The 24,337-nt window shown below is 70.7% G+C and carries 25 protein-coding genes; 7 read left to right on the top strand and 18 right to left on the bottom strand.

What is annotated here, in order from left to right; translation table 11 throughout:
• Window positions 1–47 precede the first annotated feature (47 nt).
• Window positions 48–584, top strand: a complete 537-nt coding sequence (locus tag HD557_RS06740) for a pyridoxamine 5'-phosphate oxidase family protein (RefSeq protein WP_196873336.1) — start codon at window positions 48–50, stop codon at window positions 582–584.
• A 1-nt stretch (window position 585) separates the two neighbouring features.
• A complete protein-coding gene (locus HD557_RS06735) occupies window positions 586–927 on the top strand; it encodes a VOC family protein (protein ID WP_196873335.1) in 342 nt (113 codons plus the stop codon).
• A gap of 55 nt (window positions 928–982) precedes the next feature.
• Here the strand turns inward: HD557_RS06735 and HD557_RS06730 are convergent, their stop codons facing one another.
• Together HD557_RS06730 and HD557_RS06725 are read right to left on the bottom strand one after the other, a co-directional pair.
• A complete protein-coding gene (locus HD557_RS06730) occupies window positions 983–2,287 on the bottom strand; it encodes a class I SAM-dependent methyltransferase (protein ID WP_008363769.1) in 1,305 nt (434 codons plus the stop codon).
• Window positions 2,284–3,660 carry an FAD-binding oxidoreductase gene (locus tag HD557_RS06725; protein WP_196873334.1) on the bottom strand — a complete coding sequence of 459 codons (1,377 nt, stop codon included), beginning with the start codon at window positions 3,658–3,660 and terminating at the stop codon, window positions 2,284–2,286. Before HD557_RS06725 ends, HD557_RS06730 begins: the two co-directional genes overlap by 4 nt.
• Before the next feature lie 120 nt (window positions 3,661–3,780).
• Here HD557_RS06725 and HD557_RS06720 point away from each other — a divergent pair, with 120 nt between their 5' ends.
• The gene (locus HD557_RS06720) at window positions 3,781–4,080 is read left to right on the top strand and encodes a hypothetical protein (RefSeq protein ID WP_196873333.1); all 300 of its coding nucleotides are present in this window, start codon (window positions 3,781–3,783) and stop codon (window positions 4,078–4,080) included.
• Window positions 4,081–4,083: 3 nt separating this feature from the next.
• Here the strand turns inward: HD557_RS06720 and HD557_RS06715 are convergent, their stop codons facing one another.
• Window positions 4,084–4,941 (bottom strand): SGNH/GDSL hydrolase family protein, encoded by an 858-nt coding sequence (locus HD557_RS06715; RefSeq protein WP_196873332.1) that lies wholly within the window; start codon window positions 4,939–4,941, stop codon window positions 4,084–4,086.
• A 161-nt stretch (window positions 4,942–5,102) separates the two neighbouring features.
• On the opposite strand from HD557_RS06715, the gene HD557_RS28920 reads away from it, so the two are divergent.
• The gene (locus HD557_RS28920) at window positions 5,103–6,344 is read left to right on the top strand and encodes a PucR family transcriptional regulator (protein ID WP_196873331.1); all 1,242 of its coding nucleotides are present in this window, start codon (window positions 5,103–5,105) and stop codon (window positions 6,342–6,344) included.
• Here the strand turns inward: HD557_RS28920 and HD557_RS06705 are convergent.
• The 9 genes from HD557_RS06705 to hrcA form a co-directional block, all read right to left on the bottom strand.
• Entirely contained in the window at window positions 6,339–6,689 is a 351-nt protein-coding gene (locus tag HD557_RS06705) for a cytidine deaminase (protein ID WP_196873330.1), read from the bottom strand. The genes HD557_RS28920 and HD557_RS06705 overlap by 6 nt on opposite strands.
• A complete protein-coding gene (locus HD557_RS06700) occupies window positions 6,682–8,076 on the bottom strand; it encodes a hemolysin family protein (RefSeq protein WP_196873329.1) in 1,395 nt (464 codons plus the stop codon). The genes HD557_RS06705 and HD557_RS06700 overlap by 8 nt, the downstream gene beginning before the upstream one ends.
• An 18-nt stretch (window positions 8,077–8,094) precedes the next feature.
• On the bottom strand, window positions 8,095–8,559 hold the full coding sequence (ybeY, locus tag HD557_RS06695; RefSeq protein WP_008363762.1) for an rRNA maturation RNase YbeY: 465 nt from the start codon (window positions 8,557–8,559) through the stop codon (window positions 8,095–8,097).
• Window positions 8,556–9,497, bottom strand: a complete 942-nt coding sequence (locus HD557_RS06690) for a PhoH family protein (protein ID WP_231380797.1) — start codon at window positions 9,495–9,497, stop codon at window positions 8,556–8,558. Before HD557_RS06690 ends, ybeY begins: the two co-directional genes overlap by 4 nt.
• A gap of 202 nt (window positions 9,498–9,699) precedes the next feature.
• Entirely contained in the window at window positions 9,700–10,752 is a 1,053-nt protein-coding gene (locus HD557_RS06685; protein ID WP_196873328.1) for a winged helix DNA-binding domain-containing protein, read from the bottom strand.
• Window positions 10,753–10,767: 15 nt separating this feature from the next.
• Window positions 10,768–11,226 carry a Gmad2 immunoglobulin-like domain-containing protein gene (locus HD557_RS06680; protein ID WP_196873327.1) on the bottom strand — a complete coding sequence of 153 codons (459 nt, stop codon included), beginning with the start codon at window positions 11,224–11,226 and terminating at the stop codon, window positions 10,768–10,770.
• A gap of 59 nt (window positions 11,227–11,285) precedes the next feature.
• Complete coding sequence (locus tag HD557_RS06675) at window positions 11,286–12,029, bottom strand: 16S rRNA (uracil(1498)-N(3))-methyltransferase (RefSeq protein ID WP_008363755.1); 744 nt, start codon at window positions 12,027–12,029, stop codon at window positions 11,286–11,288.
• Between the two features lie 17 nt (window positions 12,030–12,046).
• Entirely contained in the window at window positions 12,047–13,228 is a 1,182-nt protein-coding gene (dnaJ, locus tag HD557_RS06670; protein WP_307785738.1) for a molecular chaperone DnaJ, read from the bottom strand.
• A gap of 46 nt (window positions 13,229–13,274) precedes the next feature.
• A complete protein-coding gene (gene hrcA / locus HD557_RS06665; protein ID WP_196873326.1) occupies window positions 13,275–14,309 on the bottom strand; it encodes a heat-inducible transcriptional repressor HrcA in 1,035 nt (344 codons plus the stop codon).
• 197 nt (window positions 14,310–14,506) lie between these two features.
• Between hrcA and HD557_RS06660 the strand changes: the two genes are divergently transcribed.
• Both HD557_RS06660 and HD557_RS06655 read left to right on the top strand, forming a co-directional pair.
• Entirely contained in the window at window positions 14,507–14,779 is a 273-nt protein-coding gene (locus HD557_RS06660) for a hypothetical protein (RefSeq protein ID WP_196873325.1), read from the top strand.
• A 19-nt stretch (window positions 14,780–14,798) separates the two neighbouring features.
• Window positions 14,799–15,647 carry a DUF3097 domain-containing protein gene (locus HD557_RS06655; protein ID WP_196873324.1) on the top strand — a complete coding sequence of 283 codons (849 nt, stop codon included), beginning with the start codon at window positions 14,799–14,801 and terminating at the stop codon, window positions 15,645–15,647.
• A 17-nt stretch (window positions 15,648–15,664) separates the two neighbouring features.
• On the opposite strand, the gene HD557_RS06650 is transcribed toward HD557_RS06655, so the two are convergent.
• The 3 genes from HD557_RS06650 to hemW form a co-directional block, all read right to left on the bottom strand.
• Window positions 15,665–16,147 carry a hypothetical protein gene (locus HD557_RS06650; protein ID WP_008363748.1) on the bottom strand — a complete coding sequence of 161 codons (483 nt, stop codon included), beginning with the start codon at window positions 16,145–16,147 and terminating at the stop codon, window positions 15,665–15,667.
• Window positions 16,148–16,214: 67 nt separating this feature from the next.
• Window positions 16,215–16,409 carry a PspC domain-containing protein gene (locus HD557_RS06645; RefSeq protein WP_040757357.1) on the bottom strand — a complete coding sequence of 65 codons (195 nt, stop codon included), beginning with the start codon at window positions 16,407–16,409 and terminating at the stop codon, window positions 16,215–16,217.
• A gap of 99 nt (window positions 16,410–16,508) precedes the next feature.
• The gene (hemW, locus tag HD557_RS06640; protein ID WP_196873323.1) at window positions 16,509–17,720 is read right to left on the bottom strand and encodes a radical SAM family heme chaperone HemW; all 1,212 of its coding nucleotides are present in this window, start codon (window positions 17,718–17,720) and stop codon (window positions 16,509–16,511) included.
• Between the two features lie 70 nt (window positions 17,721–17,790).
• On the opposite strand from hemW, the gene HD557_RS28915 reads away from it, so the two are divergent.
• A complete protein-coding gene (locus HD557_RS28915) occupies window positions 17,791–18,498 on the top strand; it encodes a GNAT family N-acetyltransferase (protein WP_196873322.1) in 708 nt (235 codons plus the stop codon).
• A 117-nt stretch (window positions 18,499–18,615) separates the two neighbouring features.
• Here the strand turns inward: HD557_RS28915 and HD557_RS06630 are convergent, their stop codons facing one another.
• Genes HD557_RS06630 through HD557_RS06620 form a run of 3 tightly spaced genes read right to left on the bottom strand, consistent with a single transcriptional unit; the run spans window position 18,616 to window position 24,265 of the window.
• Window positions 18,616–22,041 (bottom strand): error-prone DNA polymerase, encoded by a 3,426-nt coding sequence (locus tag HD557_RS06630; protein WP_196873321.1) that lies wholly within the window; start codon window positions 22,039–22,041, stop codon window positions 18,616–18,618.
• Window positions 22,042–22,052: 11 nt separating this feature from the next.
• Window positions 22,053–23,579, bottom strand: a complete 1,527-nt coding sequence (locus tag HD557_RS06625) for a DNA polymerase Y family protein (RefSeq protein ID WP_196873320.1) — start codon at window positions 23,577–23,579, stop codon at window positions 22,053–22,055.
• Window positions 23,576–24,265 carry a hypothetical protein gene (locus HD557_RS06620; RefSeq protein WP_307785546.1) on the bottom strand — a complete coding sequence of 230 codons (690 nt, stop codon included), beginning with the start codon at window positions 24,263–24,265 and terminating at the stop codon, window positions 23,576–23,578. Before HD557_RS06620 ends, HD557_RS06625 begins: the two co-directional genes overlap by 4 nt.
• Window positions 24,266–24,337 lie beyond the last annotated feature (72 nt).

Genomic DNA, 24,337 nt, shown 5'->3' with positions numbered 1-24,337 from the left:
GTTCGTGGAACAGGTGAATAGTCCTGTCCAGTCGAAGGAGACAGCTCATGGAGACCTACAACCTCGCCGAGATGTACGACGCCCCGCCGATGTCCTGGGCGGAGGTGACCACGCGGCTGGAGGCCGGGTTCGACCAGGGCCCCGGGTCGCAGGAGGGCGAGCCCGGGCGCTACACGACCTGGGCCAGCACGATCAACGCCGACGGCGGCCCGCACGTGAACGCGGTCGGCGCGATCTGGTTCGACGGTTCCTTCCACCTCGTCACCGGCCCGCGGACGCGCCGCGGCCGCAACCTGGCGCGCGACCCCCGCTGTGCCATCTCGCTCTCGGTGCGCGAATTCGACCTGGTGGTCGAGGGCCGTGCCACCCGGGTGCTGGGCGAGGAGCTCGCCCGCGTGGCGAGGCGCTACCACGACCACGAGGGCTGGCCGGCCGAGGTCGACGAGTCCGGGGACGCGCTGACCGCGCCCTTCAACGCACAGAGCGCCGGCCCCGCGCCGTGGCACGTGCACCGGCTCGAGGCCACCTCGGCGCACGCGGTCCAGTGCGTCGAGCCGTACGGCGCGACCCGGTGGAGGTTCTGACATGGTCGACCTCTTCGCGGGCCTCCCGGTGACGAGCCTCGCCGCCGCCGTGCCCTGGTACGAGAAGCTGCTCGGCGAGGTCGCGTTCCACCCGAACGAGGTCGAGGCCGTCTTCGAGGCGGCCGAGCACCGCTACGTCTACGTCGAGCAGAAGCCGGAGATCGCCGGCCACGGGTTCGTCACCCTCTTCGTCGACGACCTCGACGCCCGGCTTGCCGCGATCGCGGACCGGGGGCTGCGGCCGGAGTCGGAGGAGACGTACGAGAACGGGGTGCGCAAGACCATCTTCCGCGACCCCGACGGCAACGAGATCGGCATCGGCGGCGGACCCGCCGGCGGGTGAGGAGATCACCGCGTGGGTGAAGGTGGCACGCCACCTTCACCCACGCGTGTCTTCCTCAGAAGGTGTGCCGCAGCGGGTAGCCGGAGACCCCGTCTACGGTCTTGGTGGCGAGCACGTGGTGGAGCTGGATGTTGTTGCGCTCGAAGCCGATCCGGGAACCGGCCATGTAGATCCCCCAGACCTTCGCGGTGCCGAGGCCGACCTCGTCGACGCAGGCGTCCCAGTTGTCGCGGAGGTTGTCGTTCCACGCCGTGAGCGTCTTGGCGTAGTGGACCCGGATGTTCTCGTGGTGCTGCACCTCGAGGCCGGTGTTCTCGATCGCGGTGACGATGGTCCCCGAGCCGATCAGCTCGCCGTCGGGGAAGACGTAACGGTCGATGAAGGCCCCCGCGTTCGCCTTGGAGACGTTGTCGGGACGGGTGATGCAGTGGTTGAGCAGCCGGCCCCCGTCACGCAGCTTGCCCTTGATGAAGCCGAAGTAGGACGGGTAGTTGGCCACGCCGATGTGCTCGGTGAGCCCGATGGAGCTGACCGCGTCGAAGTCCCCCTCGACCACGTCGCGGTAGTCGGAGAAGCGCACCTCGGCGACGTCGTCGAGACGGTCGGCCTTGATCGCCTGCTGGGCCCAGTTGGCCTGCTCGCGCGACAGGGTCACGCCGAGCGCCTTCACCCCGAAGTGCTTGGCGGCGTGGCGCACCATCCCGCCCCAGCCGCAGCCGATGTCGAGCAGCCGCATCCCGGGCTCGAGGCCGAGCTTGCGGCAGATCAGGTCGTACTTGGCCGCCTGCGCCTCCTCGAGGGTGGCGTCGTCGGTCGGGTAGAGAGCACAGGTGTAGGTCATCGACGGACCCAGGACGTACTCGTAGAAGGTGTTGGAGACGTCGTAGTGGTGGTGGATCGCGTCGGCGTCGCGCTCGGGCGAGTGCCGCGTCCACGGCAGCGCGCTGAGCGCGCGACCGGAGAGGTGGCGTACGTTCTCTGCCCGCTGCCGCCACGCCGGCAGGTGCTCCTGCGGCGGTGGCTTCGGCGGGACGAAGTTCGTCACCCCGAGGGCGCGGACGAGCTCGATCGTCTCGCGGGCACTCGGCCGCTTGAAGTCGGTCTTGTCCAGGATCAGGTCCAGGAGCGGGTAGGGGTCGCCCGGATGGATGCCGTGGAGAGCCATGTCGCCGCTGACGTAGGCGCGGGCCAGACCGAGGTCGCCCGGCGCGGTCAGCAGGAACGCGAGCCCGCGCGGGTTGAGGATCTCCATGCCGAACTCGGAGTCCCTGTCGCCGGCCACGCTGCCGTCGTACGCGGTGAGCTTGATCGGCAGCCCACCGTCGAAGAGTTCGTTGATGGTCTCTGCAATATGGTTCACAGTCTCTTCACCGCCTTGCTGTACAGATCGGTCAACCGGTTGCCGGGGTCGTACCTCGCCTTCACGGCCGCGAGGTTGTCCCCGTCGTAGAGAGCGTCGAAGACATCCTTGTCGTAGAACGCCTCGGAGTAGAGCGATTTATGCCCGCCGAGCTCGTGCACCTGCGTCTCGATCGCGCGGTTCTTGGGGGCGTTGACGGCGCTGGGGCCGACATGGACCGTGCCCCAGAAGCCGACGTTGACGTACGTCCGGCCCGCCTCGAGCGGGTAGGTCGGCCATTTCCCGCCCGTGCTCGTCCCGGTGGAGACCAACGGGCACAGCCACACCGGCCGCATCCCGATCTCGGCGTCGAACCACTCCAGGAAGGCGGGCAGGTTCTCGACCGGGACCTCGATGTCCTGGATCACCCGCTCCCGCAGCAGCCGCCCGGCGCGCGCGTCGAGCTTGTCGGCGATGCCGAACTTCCGGTCCAGGCCGACCAGCTTCATGTAGACGTCGGAGCGGCGCAGCCGGCGAGGCCACACGCGGCGCAGGTACTTGTTCTGCGCCCCGAAGGCCCCCGAGCACCAGAACCAGTCGGTGTCCCAGCGCCACAGGTAGTCATAGGTGGTCAGGAGGTCGGTGTCTCGCTGCTGGATCGACCGGTAGTAGATCTGCTGGCCGCCGTAGTCGCTGGGGGTCTGCGACGCCCTCTCGGTCCAGGTCGCGAGGGTCAGGTAGTACTCCCCCGGCTCGAAGGCGACACCGTCGAGCCCGTCGACCCGCTCCCCCTCGTACGTCCTGGTCTCGGTGATCTGCGCGATCGTCTTGGTCAGCAGGCCGAGGTCGTCGAAGCGTAGGTGCCGCAGGGCGACGTATCCCGGCACCTTCTCCAGCTTGATCTTGAGCCGGGTGGCGTAGCCGAGGGAGCCGTAGGAGTTGGGGAAGGTGTCGAAGAGGTCCTGACCAGGACGGGTCGTGACGATCTCGCCCGAGCCGGTGAGGATGTCCATCTCGAGCACCGACTCGTGGGGCATCCCGTTGCGGAAGCTCGTGGCCTCGATGCCCATGCCCGTCACCGCGCCGCCCAGCGTGATCGTGCGCAGCTGCGGCACCACGTAGGGGATCATCCCGTGCACCAGGGTCGCGTCGACGAGGTCCTCGTAGGTGCACATGCCCTGTACGTCGGCCGTGCCCGCCTCGGCGTCGACCTCGATCACACCACCCAGTCCGGAGACGTCGAGACCCGGGGCGCTGGTCGCGGCCCGGGCCCGGAAGAGGTTGGTGGTGCGCTTGGCGAGCCTGACGGGAGCCCCGTCGGGGATCTTCGCGTAGGAGGTCGTCAGCCGCTCGACGGCTTCGTTGTGTCGTTGCCAACCAGTCTCACCCGTCACTCGATCCACTTTACGCTCGCGATCGATCTCCGGTTTCGATTTTTTGGTTAGTTCGCTTACAGTCGCAAGCCCCGACTGCTCCCGTCGACTCCCCCCATATCGCGCACCCTGGAGGGTCCCATGTCCAGTGCTGCCCACCGTGACGCTGTGGCAACGCTCGCCGAGAAGGCAACCCCCTACTTCACCGAGAACCAGGTCAAGTGGCGCAACAAGTCCGTGTCCCAGGCACGGCTCGCGCTGGCGATCGACCAGATCGTGGTGCACATGCGCGAGAAGGGCGTCGACATGGCCACCATGAACGGCCTGACCGCCTACCGCGACGAGGACGGGATCCACGTCACGATCGAGCTCGGCACCCTCCCGCTCCTCGCCGAGTCCGGCGGGGCCGGCGGAGCGGGCGGGCACCGAGCCGCTCGCTAGGACCTATCGACCGATCGCCGCGGCGACGACGGCTCCGGCGGCGTCCATGCCGCTCTGGTTGGGGTGGTACGGCGCGGCGGCACTGGTCGGGATGAGACCCTCGACCCACTTGCTCGCGTAGGGGGCGCAGACGCCGTGGCCCGTGCTCGGCGTGGCGATGTCGATGTAGGTCGCTCCGCTCTCCGTCGCGGCCCGCCGGATCATCGCGTTGGTCCGGTCGAAGACGGACTGAAGCCACTGGGCGTCGACGGTCCAGATCGGGTCGGTCGGGTAGCAGCCGGTCGCGTCCCAGTAGCGCAGGTAGCCGACCAGGTGGACCGTGGCACCGGGCGCCCGGGTGTGGATCCGGTCGACTGCGTCGACGATCTTCGGCTGAACGGCGGCGAGCTGGGCGTCGGTGGTGTCACCGCCCGCCGTCATCCACGACTTGCACGAGACTCCGAGGGGCTCGGGCAACGGCTGGGTGCAGCCGATCACGGTGCCGCCCATGTTGATGTCGTTGGCGCCGATCGCCAACGTGACGATGTCGGTGTCGGCGGTGACCGCGTCGAGCTGCGGGGCGATGTAGCCGAACCGGCGCCCGGTCAGGTCGGCGGTGGTCGCACCCGAGCAGGTCACGTCGGTCAGCTGCGCACCGATCGCCCGCGCGGCGACGGCCGGCCAGTTCGTGGTCGAGCGCAGGCAGTCCAGGCTGTTCTGGGTCCCCACCAGCGGACCCGCTGCCGAGGAGTCGCCGAGGGCGACCATCTTCACCGAGCCGGCCGCCGAGGCCGGCCCCGCTCCACCCGGCCCGATGACCAGGGCGACCGCCGCCGCACCCGCTCCCAGCAGGGCCGCACCACGCCGTACGTACCGTCTCATCTCTTCCTCCCAGATCGTCGTCGCGGCCGAAGAGCCGTCCCCACGATGCTGGGGCACCTCGCCGGTGCTCGGAGGTGGGAGCGGAGCCAGAGTTTCCCGGCGTCGGCTGTGACGGATCACAGCGCAGGGTGGGGGCGCCCGGCATCTGCCACGATGGCCTTGTGACAGGTTCCAGCAGCTGGCTCATCGGTGGCCACGAGGTCACCCAGATCCTCTCGACCCGGATCCCGGAGCTCACCGACGAGGTGCTCGGCGTCCTCCGGGCGGAGCTGCCCGTCTACGCCCGCCTGCCGACGGAGCTGCTCCAGGGAGATGTACGCCGGGTCGTGGTGCGCGCCCTCCGGCTCTTCGTGACGGCGCTCGACACGGACGGACGGCCTGACGACGCGGCGCTGGCGGACCTGGCCGAGTCGGCCGCACGCCGTGCCGAGGAGGGCGTGCCGTTCGAGATGGTGGTCGCCGCCTACCACCGTGGCGTGCGCGTCTGCGCGGACACGGCGCTCGCCGGGGCGCGACCCGAGGACGTGGAGACGGTGCACGCCGTCCTGCGCATCGCGATGGGCTTCCTCGAGCACATCGCGGTCGCGGTGGCGGCCGGGTACGCCCAGCACACCAGGACCGCGCTGGCCGAGCAGGCGGCCTCGCGGACGCTCCTGGTCAACACCCTGGTGGAGGGTGGCGACATCCACGAGGCGGCCGGCCGTGCCGGGATGACGCTGCCCGCCTCCTACCTGGTCGCCACGCTGGCGGCCGGCGCCCACCCCGACGAGTCGGACCCGGGCATCGACCCGCTCGTGGCCGCCCGCTGGAAGCTGCGGCGCATCCACGAGGAGCTGAGCAGGCACTACCGCGAGACGGTGCTCTGGATCCCGGCCACCGACGGCGGCCAGGCACTGATTCCGATCGCGACGGCCCCCGGGGAGAGCTCGTCGGCGGACATCGTGCGCCTGGAGCGGATCCTGGGCGACGTACGCCGGGCCGCCGGGGCCGACATCCACGTCGGTGTCGCCGTCGCGACACCGTCCGAGGTCCCGGAGGCGGCACGGCTCTCCCGCGAGGTCCTCGAGGTCGCGCTGCGGCTGGGCAGGCCGCCCGGTCTCTACCGGCTGGTCGACGTGGTGCTCGAGCACCAGCTGTCACGGGCCGGCGCCGGCCGGGACCTGCTCGCGACGTTGCTCGACCCGCTCGACGGCCACGACGATCTCGGCGAGACCCTGCAGGTCTTCCTGGCGAGCGGGCTCAACCGCCGCCGGACCGCCTCGACACTGCACGTCCATCCCAACACGGTCGACAACCGGATCCGCCGGGTGACCGAGCTGACCGGCCTGGACGCGACCCGCGCCGAGGACCTGCCGCTGCTGCACGCGGCCCTCACCGCGCGCCGCGCCGGCTCGGGGCTATGAGCGCGCAGAGGTGACCAGCGTGCCGCGCGGGTCGCCGAGGAGGACCGGGACGTCCTCACCGGCGAAGTCCTTCACGGCCGCCAGGTCGTTCGCCGCGGGCGCATCGGCCTCGCCGAGCACGACGACGGCCTCGAGGCCCTTGGAGCCGGAGGCCACCGCCATCGCCACGCAGACGCCGACCGCGGAGACCTGGAGCGATGGCAGGTCCACGGTGGCGGCCGCGTAGGTGCGGCCGTCGAGGTCGCGTACGGCTGCTCCTTCGGCCGCGCCGGTGCGGGCGCGCGTCGCGCGGGCCAGGGTCACCAGCTTGCGGTCCTCCACCGACAGCTCACTCTGCTCAGGCATGGGCCTCTTTCGTCCTGTCCGTCTTCACCCGGTCCGACCTGGATCGGTCCGCCTTGGACCGCTCCGGCTTCGTCCGGTCCGTCTTCTCGCTGTGCTCGTCCTCGTCGTCGGCCTCGGGCTCGTCCGGGACGACGGCGCTGATGCGTACGGTACCGATCCGGTTGCGCCGGCCCGCAGCCTCCTCGGCCACGAAGCAGAGTCCGTGCGCCTCGACCTCGGAGCCGGGGATCGGCACCAGGCCGAGGTGCTTGGCCATCAGACCGCGTACGGAGTCGACGTCGTCCTCCTCGACGGGGAACCCGATCAGCTCCTCGAGGTCGCTGACCAGGAAGCGGGAGGGCACCCGCCAGGAGCCGTCGCCGAGGTGGAGGGGCTCGCGGTCCTCGACGTCGTACTCGTCGGTGATCTCGCCGACGATCTCCTCGAGGATGTCCTCGATGGTGATCAGGCCGGCGGTGCCGCCGTACTCGTCGACGACGACCGCGATGTGCTGCCGGTGCTGCTGCATCTCGGCGAGCAGCTCGTCGACCGGCTTGGAGTCGGGCACCCAGGTCGGCTGCCGCATCAGCGACTCGACCCGCTGGGTGGTCTCGACCTCGGGCGCCTCGAAGTCGCGGGCGACGACGTCCTTGAGATAGACCATCCCGATGATGTCGTCGAGGCTCTCGTCGATCACCGGCATCCGGGAGTAGCCCGAGCGCAGGAACAGCGACAGCGCCTGGCGCAGGGTCTTGCGGCGCTCCAGGAAGACGATGTCGCCGCGGGGCACCATCACCTCGCGGGCACGGGTGTCGCCGAGCTCGAAGACCGAGTGGATCATCCGGCGCTCGTCGGCCTCGATCAGGTCGCTGGCCTCGGCGATGTCGACCAGCTCGCGCAGCTCGGTCTCCGTCGAGAACGGCCCCTTGCGGAAGCCCTTGCCGGGGGTGAGGGCGTTACCGAGCATGATCAGCAGGCTGGGGATCGGCCCCAGGACGGTGGCGATCACGCCGATCGGGCCGGCGACCGCCAGCGCGATGCCTTCGTGGTGCTGGCGCCCCAGCGTGCGCGGCCCGACGCCGATGACGACGAAGGAGACCACGGTCATGGCCGCGGTCGTGGTGAGCACCGTCGGCCACCAGCGGCCCTGGTAGAGGTCGTAGGCCCACAGTGCGGCCAGCACCGTGGCCCCGATCTCGCACAGCAGCCGCAGCAGCAGCACCGTGTTGAGGTAGCGGGCGGGGTCACCGACCACCGCGACCAGGCGCTTGGCGCCGGCGCGGCCCTCGGAGACGAGCTCCGCGGCACGGGCGCGGGAGAAGGCGCTGAGCGCCGCGTCGGCAGCCGAGAAGATGCCGGCGATCAGGACCAGAACTGCGGCTGCGATCAGCAGCCTCGCATCGTCCATGGGTGTTGGTTCGTGCTCCTACTCGGGTGCGGTGGCCGAGGAGCCCCAGGCCTTGAGCAGCTTGGCCTGCAGCCCGAACATCTCGGCGTGCTCGTCGGGGTCCACATGGTCGTAGCCGAGCAGGTGGAGGATGCCGTGGGTGGTCAGCAGCTCGATCTCGGCCACGGTGCCGTGGCCGGCCGCCTCGCCCTGCTTGGCCGCGATCGTCGGGGCGATGATGATATCGCCCAGGTCGCCCTCCTCCGGCTCCTCGTCGAGGCGGCCGGGAAGGAGCTCGTCGCCGGGGAAGGAGAGCACGTCGGTCGGGCCCTCGGTGTCGAAGTAGCGCTCGTTGAGCTCGGTGATCGTGGCCTCGTCGCCGAACTTGATCCGGAGGTCGGCCTGCGGGTGCACGCGCAGCTGCTCGAGCAGGAAGCGAGCGAGCTTGGCGACGTGCTCGACGTCGATCTCCTGCTCGGACTCGTTGATGATCTCGGTGCTCATCGCTTCTCTCCCGAGGCCCGCGTCTGGCTGCGTACGTCGTGCTCCTCGTAGGCGGCGACGATCTTGGCGACCAGTCGGTGGCGGACGACGTCGTGGCTGGTCAGGTTGTTGAAGCTGATGTCCTTGACGTCCTCGAGGATGCCCTCGACGACCCGCAGGCCCGACTTCTGCCCCGAGGGCAGGTCGGTCTGGGTGGCGTCACCGGTGACCACGATCTTGGAGCCGAAGCCGAGCCGGGTCAGGAACATCTTCATCTGCTCGGGCGTGGTGTTCTGCGCCTCGTCGAGGATGATGAAGGAGTCGTTGAGGCTGCGTCCACGGAGGAACGCGAGCGGGGCGACCTCGATGGTGCCCGAGGCCATCAGCTTCGGGATCATCTCCGGGTCCATCATGTCGTGCAGCGCGTCGTAGAGCGGGCGCAGGTAGGGGTCGATCTTCTCGGTCAGGGTGCCGGGCAGGAAGCCGAGCTTCTCGCCGGCCTCGACCGCGGGACGGCTCAGGATGATCCGGTTGACCTGCTTGGACTGCAGCGCCTGGACCGCCTTGGCGACCGCGAGGTAGGTCTTTCCGGTGCCCGCCGGGCCGATGCCGAAGGTGATCGTGTGCTTGTCGATCGCGTCGACGTAGCGCTTCTGGTTGAGCGTCTTGGGGCGGATGCTGCGGCCACGGTTGGAGAGGATGTTGAGGCTCAGCACGTCGGCCGGCTTCTCGGTGGTGTCGGCCCGGAGCATGCTGATCACACGCTCGACGGTCTCGCCGCTCACGCCCTGGCCGGTGCGGATGATCTGGACCAGCTCCTCCAGGACCCGCTCGATCATCGCGATCTCGCTCGGGGCACCGTGGAGGGTGATCCGGTTGCCGCGTACGTGCACGTCGGCGTCGAAGTGGGCCTCGATGATCCCGAGGTGCTCATCGGCCGGGCCGAGGACGGTCACCATGTCGACGCTGTTCGGAACGACCACGGTGTGCTTGGTCGTAGCGGAGCCCGAGACGACCGGAGCGGTCGTAGCGGTATCGATCGGTTGCGGACTTGGGTGTCGATCGGTCATGGATGCCCGGAGCGGGCCCTTTCTGGTCATGAGGCTGGTGCCTCCATGCTACGCGGGCCGTCCGCCCGACTCCTACTGGATAGTTCCGGCGTCAGCTCGCGAGCAGCGACTCGACGCGTACGGTCTCCTCGGCGAGCTCGTCGCGCTCGTCGGGGGTGAGGTCGCGCAGCAGCTTGAGAATCTCCACCTTGCCGTCCACCGGCTTCCACAGGCCGATGAGGTGGCCGCCGGCGATGATGACCGAGCCGCCGCCCCCGAACCCCCACTCCTTCCGGGTCCCCCCGGCGGTGATCCGCTCGCGGTTGGCGTGGGAGAGCCAGACGTTGTCGAACTTCCCCAGCAGTCGCACCGGAGCATGCTCCTCGCCGGTGGCGAGCGGAGCGTCCGGCACGTCGTAGAGGGTCTTGCCGGCCTCGTCGCGGTAGGTCACCAGGCCCTCGATCCGCTTGACCACCGGGCCCAGGCGCGTCAACGAGGACCACGCGGTGATGTCGGCGGCGGTCGCGGGCCCGAAGGCGAGCAGGTAGCGGCGTACGATCCCGGGCGCCAGGTCCGGGACGACGTCGTCCGCGACCACCGGGGGCACACCGGTCCAGCGCGGCAGCAGGTCGTAGACGAGCCCGCCCGAGCCCTTCCACAGGCCCCGCGGCGGCAGCTGGACCAGCGGCAGCTCGTTGCGCGCCCGCAGGCCCAGGGCCTTGGACGGGATGCCCGGGTAGTGCTCGACCAGCCCGGCCTCCAGGGCGGCGTTGGGCAGCGCGCCGAGGGCGAGTACGTCCTCGACCGCCGCCGCGAAGCCCTCCAGCTGCGCCGCCGGGCGGACGATCTCGATCCGCTGGGTGTAGAAGTCGTGGACCGGCTGGGTCCAGGCCCGGATCAGCGCGGCGTCGGCGGCGGTGTGCATGTGGATCGTCGAGCGCAGCGTGGAGAGCCGGACGAGCGCGCTCGACTCGAGCTGGGCGCTGACGGTGAAGGGGTCGAACGACTCCAGCCGGGCGGCCAGCGCCAGGAACGGCGGCAGCTGGTCCTGCGCCTGCAGGCCGATCAGGTGCTCGATCATCTCGGCCGGCGTGAGCGAGGCCCGCGAGAGCAGGTGCTGGCGGAGCAGGAGGGTCCGGTTGAGCTGCCGTTCGGTGAGGATCACGGTAGCGATGATGTCCTATTCGACGGTGATCCGGGCACCGACTTCCTCCGAAGGCTTCCCCTCGCCGTCGGAGGTGTCGTCGGTGCGGGCGATGAAGAGGTACGTCCCGGGCTCGAGCTCGGAGACGTCGACCGTCGTGGTCCACGGGTAGAGCTTGTCCATCCAGCCCTCCGCGGTCGCGTGACCCTCGAGCACCGTCTCGCCGGTGGTGTCACGGATCTCCCAGGGCACGTTGGCCTCGGGAGAGTTGGCCTTGCCCGAGGCCTCGAAGCTGCCGGACACCGTCTCGCCCTCGGCCGGAGCCGCGAGCGTGATCAGCCCGGCGGTGCGTGGCAGCGTCGACGGCTGCTCGGACGGCTGGGCCGAGGTCTCCGGATCCTCGGCGACGGCATCCTCCTCGCCGCACCCGGCGGCCAGCACGCCGCAGAGCGCGAGAGCGATGACGAGACCCGCCGGACGAGTACGTGTGCTCATGCCTCCATACTCACTCGCCGCCCCCGAAGGAGGAACCCACCACGCCGAGCAGCGGGAGGTCAGTCCCAGCGACGGGTGCGAGCCAGCAGGGCGGCGCAGGCCGCCACACCGGCGGTGGAGGTGCGCAGGACCTCGCCGCCGAGGCGGATGGTGGTGGCGCCGGCCTTCTCGAACAGGGCGATCTCGTCCACCGTCAGGCCGCCCTCGGGGCCGACCACGACGAGGATCGAACCCTCGTCGATGACCGGAACCGCACCCAGCGGGAGGGTGCCCTCCTCGTGGAGGACGACGGCGACGTCGGCCGCTTCGATCATCGCCACGACGGCGTCGGTGGTGGCCAGCGGCTCGACCTCGGGGTGCCACAGCCGGCGGGACTGCTTGGCGGCCTCGCGGGCGGTGGCCCGCCAGCGGGCGAGCGACTTGACCGCCCGCTCGCCCTTCCAGACGGCGACCGAGCGGGCCGCTGCCCACGGGACGATGCGGGCGGCGCCGATCTCGGTGACCATCTCGACGGCGAGCTCGCCCCGGTCGCCCTTGGGCAGTGCCTGGACCACCGTCAGCGAGGGCTCGGGCGGTGCGTCGCCGATGATGATCTCGTCGACGCGTACGGTCATCGACTTCTTCGTGGTCTGGGTGATCGTGCCGGTGACGCCCTCGCCGGCGCCGTCGGTGAGCACGACCTCCTCGCCGACCCGGAGGCGGCGTACGACGACTGCGTGATGGCCCTCGTCACCGCTCACCTCGACGGCGTCGCCGACACGGGTGCCGGCGAGGGACTCGACGAGGTGAACGGGAAGGGTCATGACTCAGTATGCCTGTCTCAGTGCCCGTTCAGGGTGTCCTTGAACCAGGAGAAGACGCCGCCCTTGTGGGCCGCCTTCAGCTGGCCCTGGACGGACTCCTCACCGCGCATCTCCGCGAGCTGGCGCAGCAGCGCCTCCTGCTCGAGGTCGAGCTTGGTGGGGGTCTCCACGTTGATGGTCACGATCAGGTCGCCGCGACCGCCACGGAGGCCGGGCACGCCACGGCCGCGCAGGACGTGGTCGGTGCCGGACTGGGTGCCGGGCTTGAGGTCGATCTGGATCGAGGCGTCCTCGGGGTCGATCTGGTCGGCACCGTCACCGACGAGGTCGGCCTCGAGCGTCGGCAGGTTGAGCGTGGTGCCGAGCGCGGCCGCGGTCATCGGCACCTTCGCGGTGCAGTGCAGGTCGTTGCCGCGGCGGGTGAAGGTGGCGTGCTTGGCGACGTGGATCTCGACGTAGAGGTCGCCGGCGGGGCCGCCGCCGGGACCGATCTCACCCTGCTCGGCGAGCTGCACCCGGGTGCCGTCGTCGACGCCCGGCGGGATCTTGACGGTCAGGGTGCGGTGGGAGCGGACCCGGCCCTCGCCGCTGCAGTCGCGGCACGGGTCGGGGATGACGGTGCCGAAGCCGTTGCACGCCGAGCACGGGCGCAGCGTGCGGATCTCGCCCAGGAAGGAGCGCTGCACGACCGCGACCTCGCCCTGCCCGTGGCAGGTCTCGCACGGGACCGGGTGCGAACCCTCGGCGGCACCCTCGCCGCCGCAGGTGTCGCAGACGACCGCGGTGTCGACCTTGAGGTCGCGGGTGACGCCGAAGGCGGCCTCGGCCAGGTCGATGTCGAGCCGGATGAGGGCGTCCTGCCCGCGGCGTACGCGGGGACGGGGGCCGCGCCCGGCGCCGCCGGTGCCGGCACCGGCACCACCGAAGAACGCGTCCATGATGTCGGTGAACGAGAAGCCGGCGCCCTGCGCACCGAAGCCGCCGCCGAACGGGTCGCCGCCGCGGTCGTACGCAGCCCGCTTCTGCGGGTCGCTCAGCACCTCGTAGGCGTGGGAGATCTCCTTGAACTTCTCCTGCGACTCCGCGTCGGGGTTGACGTCAGGGTGGTACTGGCGCGCCAGCTTCCGGTACGCCTTCTTGATCGTTGCGTCGTCGGCGTCCTTGTCGACACCGAGGAGCTCATAGGGGTCCAACGTAATTCCTGCCATCGAAGTTCGCTGATCTTCCTTGAATCGAGTCTGCTGCTCAAGCCTCGTCGAGGATCCGGGAGAGGTAGCGCGCGACCGCACGCACCGCTGCCATGGATCCGGGGTAGTCCATCCGGGTCGGCCCGACCACGCCGAGCGTGGCCAGGGCCTCGTCGCCAGGTCCGTAGCCGGTCGCGACCACGCTGGTCTGGGAGAGCTCCTGGTAGGGGCCCTCGGCACCGATCCGCACCGTGACCAGCCCGCCCGCGGTCGCCTCGCCCATCAGCTTCAGCAGGACGACGTGCTCCTCGAGGGCCTCCAGCAGCGGGCGTACGGCGGTGTCGAAGCTGTCGCCGAAACGGGCCAGGTTGCTGGTGCCGCCGATGGAGATCCGCTCGTCGGAACGGTGGTCGTTCATCGCCTCGATCAGGGCCTCCGCCACCGCGGACGCGAGCGGGTCCCGCGGGGCGTCGTCGGACTGGCCGGCCGGGCGGGCGATCGTGCGCAGCGCCTCGCCGGCCTCGGCGATGACGACGCCGGCGACCGCCGAGTTGATCTGCGTGCGCAGCGTGGCCAGGGTCTCCTCGGAGACCTCCTCGGTCACCTCGAGCAGCCGCTGCTCGACACGACCGGTGCTGAGGATGAGGACGAGGAGGAGCCTGGTCGGGGCCAGCGAGACCAGCTCGACGTGACGGACGGTCGAGCGGCTCAGCGTCGGGTACTGCACCACCGCGACCTGGCGGGTCAGCTGGGAGAGCAGCCGGGTCGAGCGGGTCACGACGTCGTCGAGGTCGACCGCGCCGTCGAGGAATCCGGCGATCGCCCGCTTCTCGGCCGCGGTCATCGGCTTGACCGTGGTCAGCCGGTCGACGAAGAGCCGGTAGCCCTTGTCGGTGGGCACCCGTCCGGCGCTGGTGTGGGGGGCGGTGATGTAGCCCTCCTCCTCCAGCGCGGCCATGTCGTTGCGTACCGTCGCGGGCGAGACGCCGAGGCCGTGACGCTCCACCAGCGCCTTGGAGCCGACCGGCTCCTCGGTCTTCACGTAGTCCTCGACGATCGCCCGGAGGACGGAGAGCCTGCGTTCGTTCTGCATCTGCGCTCCTATCGCCCTGGCTGCCTGGCACTCATTCCGTGCGAGTGCCAATCCTACCGGTTCGTATCACAGGAACCAGTTTCCGGTGGCCGCTCCGTTCTGTGGCACGGATTACTTCTCTCGCTATCGAGATAGGCTTAGGTTAGGCTGACCTTAGAGCCATGGTTTCACCGTTTCCGCCCCCACTGGAGAGTCCTATGATCGCCGACGATCTGCTGGTCCGCATCGCGGCCCACGCCAACGACGAGCACCAGGCCGACCTGTGCCGTTCGCTCTCGGCGCGGCTCGGGCTCCGGCCGCGCCACATCGTGGGCGTACGCCTCTCCCACCTCACCGCGGAGAGCGTCGACGTCTCCTGGATCACCCTCGACGGCGGCCACCACGTGACCTTCCGGTTCCCGGAGACCGCGGCCACACCGGACGAGGTTCTCGAGCAGCTCGGGCGCGTGCTGACCGGTTCTCGCTGCTGACTCCACTAACCTTCTCCGGATGAGCGATCGCTACGGCTCCGATGTCCTCGCCGGCGACTGGAAGAAGCCCAAGCACGGGCGCGCCGTCGAGACTCCCGCCGAGCTGGGCGCGGTGGTCGAGGAGGTCGAGACCGACTTCGTCGGCGAGATCGTGCGGATCGACCGCGACCTGCACACGCTGACCCTGGAGGACCGGCACGGCAAGCGGCGTACGTTCCCGCTCGGTCCCGGCTTCTGGCTCGAGGGCAAGCCGGTCATCCTCACTCCCCCGGTGACCCGCGCGGCACCGGCGAAGCCGACCCGCACCGCCTCCGGCTCGGTGGCCGTCTCCGATGCCAAGGCGAGGGTCGCGCGCGAGTCGCGGATCTTCGTCGAGGGACGACACGACGCCGAGCTGGTCGAGAAGATCTGGGGCGACGACCTGCGGATCGAGGGTGTCGTCGTCGAATACCTGGGCGGTGTCGACGATCTCGCCGACCACCTGGTCGACTTCCGGCCCAGCCGCGAGCGGCGGGTCGGGGTGCTCGTCGACCACCTGGTCAAGGGCTCGAAGGAGGCCCGGATCGCGGAGTCCATCCGGCGCTCCGCCGTCGGTCAGCACGTGCTGATCGTCGGTCACCCGTTCATCGACGTGTGGCAGGCGGTCAAGCCGGCCCGGCTCGGGCTGGAGACCTGGCCGAACGTGCCGCGGTCGATCGAGTGGAAGAAGGGCATCTGCCAGCACATGGGCTGGCCCCACCGCGACCAGGCCGACATCGCCCGCGCCTGGAAGCACATCCTCGGCCGCGTGAACTCCTTCGGCGACCTCGAGCCCGAGCTGCTCGGGCGGGTCGAGGAGCTGATCGACTTCGTCACCGAGCCGGTCTGAGGCTGCATCACTCCAGATCACTCCAGCGCGACGCTCTCCCGGCAGGCGTCGATGAACCGGTCGACCGCCTCCTGGGACGCCTCGATCCGCTCCAGGAAGTCCTTGTGCGGCTCCTGGGGCTTGATGGCCAGCGCTGCCTCGATCGCCTCGTCGGCGAGGGCGATGAGCGTGGGGTCCGGGATGAGGAGCCGCACCCTCATCCTGGCGCCCTGCGCGATCGCGCGGACCTCGTAGGAACGGCGCCGGGCGTGCTCGCGGTCCTCCCGGTCCGCGGCCACGGCGTGATAGCGGTCCATGCGGCTGGTCCGCAGCTCGAGGAGCGCGCTCGCGTAGGAGGCGCACGCGTCCACCCGCTCCTGACGCAGCTTCTCGGTCCGGGCGAGGAGCTGCTGCTGGCGGGCGGTGCTTCGCTGGATGACGTACGTGGCGCCGGACCCGAGGAGTGTTCCGAGGATCGCGATCAGGCTCGCTGCAATGACCTGCATGGTGCGCAACGACACCACATTTAACCCACCTCGACGCCGGTTTCTCGCCGAGGTGTCTCACCGAGGTGGGAGGTGGTGAGGATCAGTAGGACGACTTCTTGGGCATGATGATCCAAAGCACGAGATACACGACCACCTGCGGTCCGGGAAGCAGGCAGGAGAGGACGAAGGCCAGCCGGATCAGGTTCGAGTTGATGCCGAAACGCTGGCCGAGGCCGCCGCAGACACCGGCGATCCATTTGTCGTTCTGAGGACGGGAAAGGGTTGTGGTTGCCATGGCTCCACTCTCCCCTGTCGGAGGCTCTTTACCAATCAGGATCACCCCTGATCCTTCGGTCAGGACCAAGGTCCCAGCCTCAGGGCTTCTCAGGGCTGATCAGGGGAGCAGGTCTCGGACCACCGCGTCGGCGAGGAGTCTTCCGGTGTCGGTGAGCACGATCGTGTCGCCGTCGACGGTGACCAGGCCGCGGCGTACCTGCTCGGGGAGGGCGGTGCGGCCGTCGTCGTCGAGGGCGTCCGACGGGAGGCCGTCGGCGAGGCGGAGCTCGAGGAGGACGCGCTCGACCCGACGGTCCTCCTCGGCGAGGACCTCGCGGGCGTGGGCGGGGCTCTGCTTGGCACCGATGCGGTCCGCGTACGCCTTGGGGTGCTTGACGTTCCACCACCGGGTGCCGCCGACGTGGCTGTGGGCGCCGGGGCCGACACCCCACCAGTCGCCGCCCTGCCAGTAGAGCATGTTGTGGCGGCAGCGCTGGCTCTCCTCGGTCGCCCAGTTGGAGACCTCGTACCAGGTCAGGCCGTGCTTTCGGAGGGTGGCGTCGGCCAGCTCGTACTTGTCGGCCAGGTCGTCCTCGTCGGGCATCTCGAGCTCGCCCCGTCGGACCCGTCGGGCCAGGGCGGTGCCGTCCTCGACGATGAGCGAGTAGGCCGAGATGTGGTCGGGGTTGCTGGCGAGCGCGGTGTCGAGGCTGGTGCGCCAGTCGTCGATCGACTCGCCCGGGGTGCCGTAGATGAGGTCGAGGGAGACCTGCTCGAAGCCCGCCTCGCGGGCCCACTCCACGACCAGCGGGACCCGCTCGGGGTCGTGGGTGCGGTCGAGGGTGTGCAGCACGTGCGGGACCGCGGACTGCATGCCGAAGCTGAGCCGGGTGAAGCCGCCCTCGCGCAGCGCGCGCAGGTAGTCGAGGTCGACGGAGTCGGGGTTGGCCTCGGTCGTCACCTCGACGTCGTCGGCGAGGCCGAACTCGTCCTTGATCGCCCGGAGGATGCCGGTGAGGTCTTGCGCCGGCAGGAGCGTCGGGGTGCCGCCGCCGAAGAAGACGGTGTCCACGTGCTTGTCACGCTCACCGAGCACCCGGCGCGCCAGCCTGACCTCCTCGATGGCCTGGTCGGCGTACGTCTGCCTGCTCACGCCTTCGCCGAGCTCGACCGCCGTGTAGGTGTTGAAGTCGCAGTAGCCGCACCGGACCGTGCAGAACGGGACGTGGACGTAGAAGCCCAGGCCCTTCTCCCCCAGCGTGCTCAGCGAGTCGGCCGGGAGCGACCCGTCGGTGGGGGCGGGATCGCCGGGAGGCAGAGCGGAAGGCACTCCTCCATTATCGGATCCACCTGTCGAAAAGGGTTAACCGTGCCTGATGGGGTGGTGGGAAAATCCTGGGGTGTCCGTCTCGCAGTCAGATCTTCTTCTCGACGATGTCCTCGACAACCCGGTCTGGCACTCGCTGACCGGTGCGCACGCCTCGCTCGCCGAGGGCACGGGGCTCGCTCGTCGCTACCGGCCCGACGTCTCGCCGTTCGCCGCGGTCTCCGACCCGGGTTCGGCTCAGGCATGGCGTGACCTGGCCGCGGCCGTCGGCCCCGGCGGCACCGCGCTGATCACCGGTGCCGCCGGTGTCTGCGGCGAAGGCTGGGAGCTGGTCGGAGGCGGCGAAGGGGTCCAGCTCGTCGAGACTGCTCGGGTCGCCGCGGCCCCCGATCCCGAGGCGGTCGTGCTCGGCGCCGCCGACGTGCCCGAGATGCTCGACCTCGTCGCTCGCACCGAGCCCGGACCGTTCGAGAAGTCGACCCACACGATGGGTACGTATCTGGGACTGCGCGACGAGGGCCGGCTCGTCGCGATGGCCGGTCAGCGGATGCACCCGGGCGGGTGGATCGAGATCAGCGCCGTCTGCACCGCCCCCGAGGCCCGTGGCCGCGGCCTCGCCGGCCGCCTCGTCCGAGCCGTCACCGCCGACATCCACGCCCGCGGTGCGCGCGCCCTGATGCACGCCTCGGTCGCCAACACCGGCGCCATCTCGGTCTACCTCGGCCTCGGGTTCGAGGAGCGGCGGCGTACGACCTTCGAGCTCTTCCGCGCTCCGGCCTGACTCTCGCCGAATCGGTGGTTCTGGGGCGCGAGTCTGTAGTTGTGGGCGACGAATCTCTACTTTCGTCGCCCACAGCTACAGACTCGGCTCGCCATTTCTGCGGATTCGGCGCGGGGGTCAGCGGAAGTCGCGGGAGCGGTGGCGGGAGGCGATGGCCTTGGCGGCCTCGGGGTGGATCTCCTCGAGCGGGGCGAGGCGGTCGGCGACGAGGTTGGTCACCCCGTCGTTGCGCTCGAGGATGCCGCGGATGAGCATGACGGAGGTGGAGACCGCGATCTTGCGGTGCTTCCTCCACAGACCGGCGGAGCAGACGACGTTGAGCATGCCGGTCTCGTCCTCGAGGTTGATGAAGGTGACGCCGCCCGCAGTCCCGGGGCGCTGACGGTGGGTGACCAGGCCGGCGACGGTGATCCGCCGGCCGGGCTCCGAGGTGGGGAGGTCGCCGATGCTCGGGAGTCCGGCCGCGGTCAGCCCGGCCCGGAGATGGGCGAAGGGGTGGCTGCCGGGGGTCACGCCGGTCGCCCAGAGGTCGGCGAGGGTCTCCTCGACCGGGTCCAGCCCGGGCAGCGCGGGCGTCTCGGCGGTGAACCGCACCCCTTCGAGCTGGTCCTCGGTCTCGGTCCAGCCCGCCTGCCACAGCGCCTGGCGACGGCTCGATGTGAACACGTCCAAACATCCGGCGGTGGCCAGCGCCTCGAGCTGGGCCCGCTCCAGACCGGCGCGTCTCGACAGGTCCAGGGAGTCCTTGAACGGTGCCTCGGTCCGGGCCTTCACGATCCGCTGGGCGACGTCCTTGCCGATGCCGCGTACGGAGTCCAGACCGAGCCGCACCGCGAAGTTGCCGTCGCGGCGGTGCTCCGGGGTGGGGTCGGGGGTGCCCGGCACCCATTCGGTCTTGGTCCCGTCCAGCCGGCACTCGTCCTTCCCGGTCGGTGACACGTCGTCGTCGAGCGGCTCCAGGTCGGCGGCGGCCTGGCTGCGGATGAGGTCGGGGCGGCGTACCTCCACCCCGTGGCGGCGGGCGTCCTGGGTCAGCGACTGCGGTGAGTAGAAGCCCATCGGCTGGGCACGGAGCAGGCCGGCCAGGAACGCGGCCGGGTAGTGGAGCTTGAACCACGACGAGGCGTAGACGAGCTTGGCGAAGCTGAGCGCGTGGGATTCGGCGAAGCCGAAGTTCGCGAAGGAGAGGATCTGGGTGTAGACCGCCTTGGCGGTCTGCTCGGTCATCCCCTTGGCACGCATGCCCCGGTAGAGCTTCTCCTTGAGCGAGTCGATGCGTTCGACGCCGCGCTTGGAGCCCATCGCCCGGCGCAGCAGGTCGGCGTCGTCGTGCGAGAAGTCGCCGAGCACCCGGCCCATCTCCATGAGCTGCTCCTGGAACAGCGGCACCCCACGGGTGCGCTCCAGCACCGGGATCAGCAGCTCGTGGGAGTAGCTGACGGGTTCACGCCCGGTGGCACGGCGTACGTAGGGATGGACCGCTCCGCCCTGCACCGGCCCGGGCCGGATGAGCGCGATCTCGATGGCCAGGTCGTAGAAGCAGCGCGGCTGCAGCCGAGGGAGGGTGCCGATCTGTGCGCGCGACTCGACCTGGAAGACCCCGATCGAGTCGGCCCGGCAGAGCATGTCGTAGACCGCCGGCTCCTCCTTGGGGATGGTCGCCAGGGTCCAGCCCTCCCCCAGGTGCTCGCGAGCCAGATTCATCATGTGGTCGAGCGCCGCCAGCATCCCGAGCCCGAGCAGGTCGAACTTCACCAGGCCCATGTATTCGGCGGCGTCCTTGTCCCACTGGATCACGGTGCGCTTGTCCATCCGCGCCCGCTCGATCGGGACCACCTCCCCGATCGGCTCCTCGGTCAGCACCATCCCGCCGGAGTGGATGCCGAGGTGGCGCGGTGCCCCGTGGATCTCGGCGGCAAGCGCCAGGACCGGCGCGGGGATGCCCACGTCGTCGGGCGCCTCGACACGTGAGTAGCCGACATGCTTCGACCAGGCGTCCTGCTGCCCGGGCGAGTGGCCCAGCGCCTTGGCCGCGTCCCGGACCGCCATCTTCGGCCGGTAGCCGACGATGTTGGCGACCTGCGCGGCGTTGCGGCGCCCGTAGCGGTCATAGACCCACTGGATCACCTTCTCGCGCTTGTCGGAGTCGAAGTCGACGTCGATGTCGGGCTCCTCCTCCCGGTACTCGGAGATGAACCGCTCGAACGGAAGCTCGTAGAAGACCGGGTCGATCGCGGTGATCCCGAGGGCATAGCAGACCGCGGACGCCGCCGCGGAGCCTCGCCCTTGGCAGAGGATGTCTTGGCTGCGGGCGAACTCGACGATGTCGTGCACGATCACGAAGTAGCCCGGGAAGTCCTTGCGCTCGATGACGTCGAGCTCGTGCTCCACGCGCTCGCGGGCCTTCTCGACGAACTCCGGGTCGGCGGCGTACGCCTGCGCATAGCGCTCCGCGAAGCCCTCCTCGGTCAGGTGTCGCAGCCGGCTCGCGGCGGTCTCGCCCTCGGGGATCCCGCGCTTGGGCAGCTTCGGGGTGGCCTTGCGCAGGTCGAAGGCGCACTCCTCGGCGATCTCGACACTGCGTGCCACCGCGCCCGGGTAGCGCCGGAAGAGATGCTCCATCTCCTCCCCCGACCGGACGTACGCCACCGGGCCGGCCGGGAGCCAGCCGGCGATCTCGCTCAGGGTGCGCCGGGCGCGGACCGCCGCGAGCGCGTCGGCCACCCGGTGCCGGTCGGGCGTGGCGTAGTGGACGTTGTTGGTGGCGACCGTCGGCAGGCCGGCCTCGCGGGCGATGCCGGCGAGCAGGTCGTTGTCGTAGGAGTCGGTCGGGTGGCCGCGGTCGGTCAGCTCCACGACGACGTTGTCGCGACCGAACCTGTCGGTGAGCTCACGCAGCGCCCGGGCCGCGGCGATCGGACCGGTGCCGGTGAGGGCCTGGCGTACGGCGCCCTTGCGGCACCCGGTCAGGATCAGCCAGCTGCCGGAGCGAGCCCGGTCGGCGAGCTCGTCGAGGTCGTAGGTCGGCCGGCCCTTCTCGTCGCCACGCAGCTGCGCCTCGGTGATCGCGCCGGCCAGCTGCCGATAGCCCTCGACGCCTCGGGCGAGCACCAGGAGATGACTTCCCTCGGGGTCGGCGACCCCGTTCTGCGGCTTGGTCAGGCCCAGGGACAGCTCGGCGCCGTAGACGGTCAGCAGCCGGTCGCTCTCGCCTGTGGGGCCTAGTTTCTGCGCCGCCTCGGCGAAGGCCGGGGCACCGTAGAAGCCGTCGTGGTCGGTGATCGCGATCCCGCGCAGCCCCTTCCGGATCGCCTCGCTGACCAGCGCCGACGGCGAGCTCGCTCCGTCGAGGAAGGAGAAGTCGGAGTGGGCATGGAGCTCGGCGTACGGCACCACCGGGCCCTCCGGCCCACGCACCTCCTCGTCGGTCAGCCGCTTCTTGCGCCGCGAGATCGGGGCGTCACCGTAGGGGTCGCTCGGCGGGCGGCCCGAGAGCCGCCGCTCCAGCTCCTTCCAGGGGATCTCGGGGTTGTTCCAGCCCATCAGCCACCCCGTCAGTCATAGCTGGCTTCGGTGAGCCAGTGGTCGGTGTCGAAGGTGGCCAGCCAGGCGCGGCCGTCGACCCCGACGAGCTGGAAGCGGGCGACCCGCCGTCCGCCGCCGGGCTCCCACCACGCCTCGGTGACCGGCCACGGGCCGGCCCAGGAGGCGACCCGCTGCCAGGGCTCGCCCGCCGAGGGCCGGTAGCGGACGGGGTCGGCGGAGACGCCGCCGCGCGGGAGCACCACGACCGGGCGCCCGGCCTGGTCGCAGACCTCCGCCGGCCACGGGTCGGCCAGCACCCGGGCGGGCGCCGGCGGCGGAATGCTTCCTGGCCAGGGCAGCGTACGGTCGCGCAGCGTGCTGGGGCGGTCGCCCCAGGGGACGTACGCCTGCCGGTCGCGCGGGCTCCGGCCGCCCTGGAGCACCGGGGCGACGACGGCCTCATGGCCGAGCAGCCCCTGCACCCGGGCGATGCCGCGGTCGACGCGCTCGTCGGTGCCGCCCCAGAGGCCGTCGGCGTGGACCGCCTCGGAGACGGCGACCTCGGGGACGAAGCGGACCCGGGTCACCGCTCCGCCGCCTCCGGCCGACACCGCCCCAGCCAGCTGCCAGTGCAGCCGGTCGATGAGATCGACGGCGGAGAACCAGCGCGGATGCGCCCAGGTGCGGCAGGAGTCCGCGACGTCCTCCATCCCGATCTCGATCCGCACCTCGGTGCAGACCTCCTGCCGCGCCGCCAGGCCCTTCACGAACCCCTCCGCCGCCTGCCGGGACGAGAAGCAGACCGCCTCGGCGGAGTCGAGCGGCGGCTCGAAGGCGACCTCGGTGGTGAGCTCGGGCGGTGGCGTACGCCCGGTCACCGGCCGCGCTCCCTCGCCGTGGATCACCCGGCGGACCCAGGCGGCCTGCGCCCCGAAGCGCGCCTTGACGTCGGCGCCGGGCAGGTCGGCGAGGCCGCCGAGCGTGGTCAGGCCGAGCCGCTGCAGCAGGCTGACCGCGTTGGCGTCCTCGAGGACATGGACCGGCAGGGCGCGCAGGAACGCGGTCGAGCCACCGTCGGCCGGGACCGCGTACGTCTCCTGCAGCCCGGCGCTCCGCGCGGCCTGCTCGGCGGTGAAGAGCTCATCGGCGATACCGATCCGTACGTCCCAGATCCCGAGCCCGACCACGCACTCGGCGATCGCCGCGCCGGCCTCGGCCTCGCCCCCGTAGAAGCGTGCCGGCGAGCGCAGCGCGACCAGCCCGGGACGCAGCGGCATGACGCCGGGGCGCAGCTCCTCCAGGCGCACCAGCACCTCCTCGAACACCCGCGCGTCGCGGGCGTCGTCGGCGGCGAGCACCTGAACCTCGGGGCAGCGCGACTGCGCGTCCCGGCGCCGCATCCCGCGCCTGATCCCGAACTCCCGCGCCGCCTGGTTGGAGGCCTGGACCCGGTTCTGCGCGAAGACCGCCGCCGGCAGGTGCCGCGGCAGCCCCTGCTCGCCCAGCGCCGCGGCGACCGGCCAGTCGGCGCACCAGACCACCAGCGTGCGGCTCATGCGGACTCCTGGTTCCGCAGGCCGGCGATGTCGGTGACGGGTTCGAGGACGCGCCCGAGAGTGCCGTCCTCGGCCGGGAACCAGAGCGCCGCACGCCGCGGCGGAGCCGTCCCGCGCACCGCCTCGACCACCATCCGTCTCGCCCGGAGATGGCCGTCGCCGTTGCCCAGACCGACCCAGCGCGGCTCGGTCGCCCGGAGGCGTACGTCTGCTCTCGGCCACTCCCCCAGCGCGATCAGCGCGGCGCCGCGGGTGCGCAGCCGGGCACCGATCTTCTCCGCGACGCCCGGAGCCACCCGGCCGGTCGGCCGGACCAGCACCAGCGTGGTCACGTCGACCAGCGCCGCGGTCGCCTCCAGCCAGGAGTCCTTGGGCCGCGGCACCAGGATGGTCCGCTCCAGGTCGACGCCGGCCTCGGCCGCCGCCTCGACCCCGAAGTCCTCGACCCCGACGACGGCGGTCCACTCCCCCGCAGCCGAGGGTCCCGCGAGCAGCAGCATCGCCAGCGACAGCGAGTCGGCCGCGTACGTCCCGCCGGCCCGCAGCTGCACCACCCCACCGAGCGCCTCGTGCGTGGCCAGCTCGGCACCGAGGCCCGGCTTCTGCTCCAGCCGTCGCACCTTGGACCGAAGCTGCTCGATCTGAGCCAGCTTCTGGTGTCGTTCGATCCCCGCTACCACTCCCACTCAATGAGTATCGAACATTTGTTCGAACACATCAAGATCGAGTCTTCCCTTCTGGCGCGCCGAATCCTCACT

It is taken from the genome of Nocardioides luteus (assembly GCF_015752315.1).
Classification (GTDB): domain Bacteria; phylum Actinomycetota; class Actinomycetes; order Propionibacteriales; family Nocardioidaceae; genus Nocardioides.
Note: the sequence above shows the minus strand (reverse complement) of the source record. Positions and strands in the feature narration are given on the sequence as shown.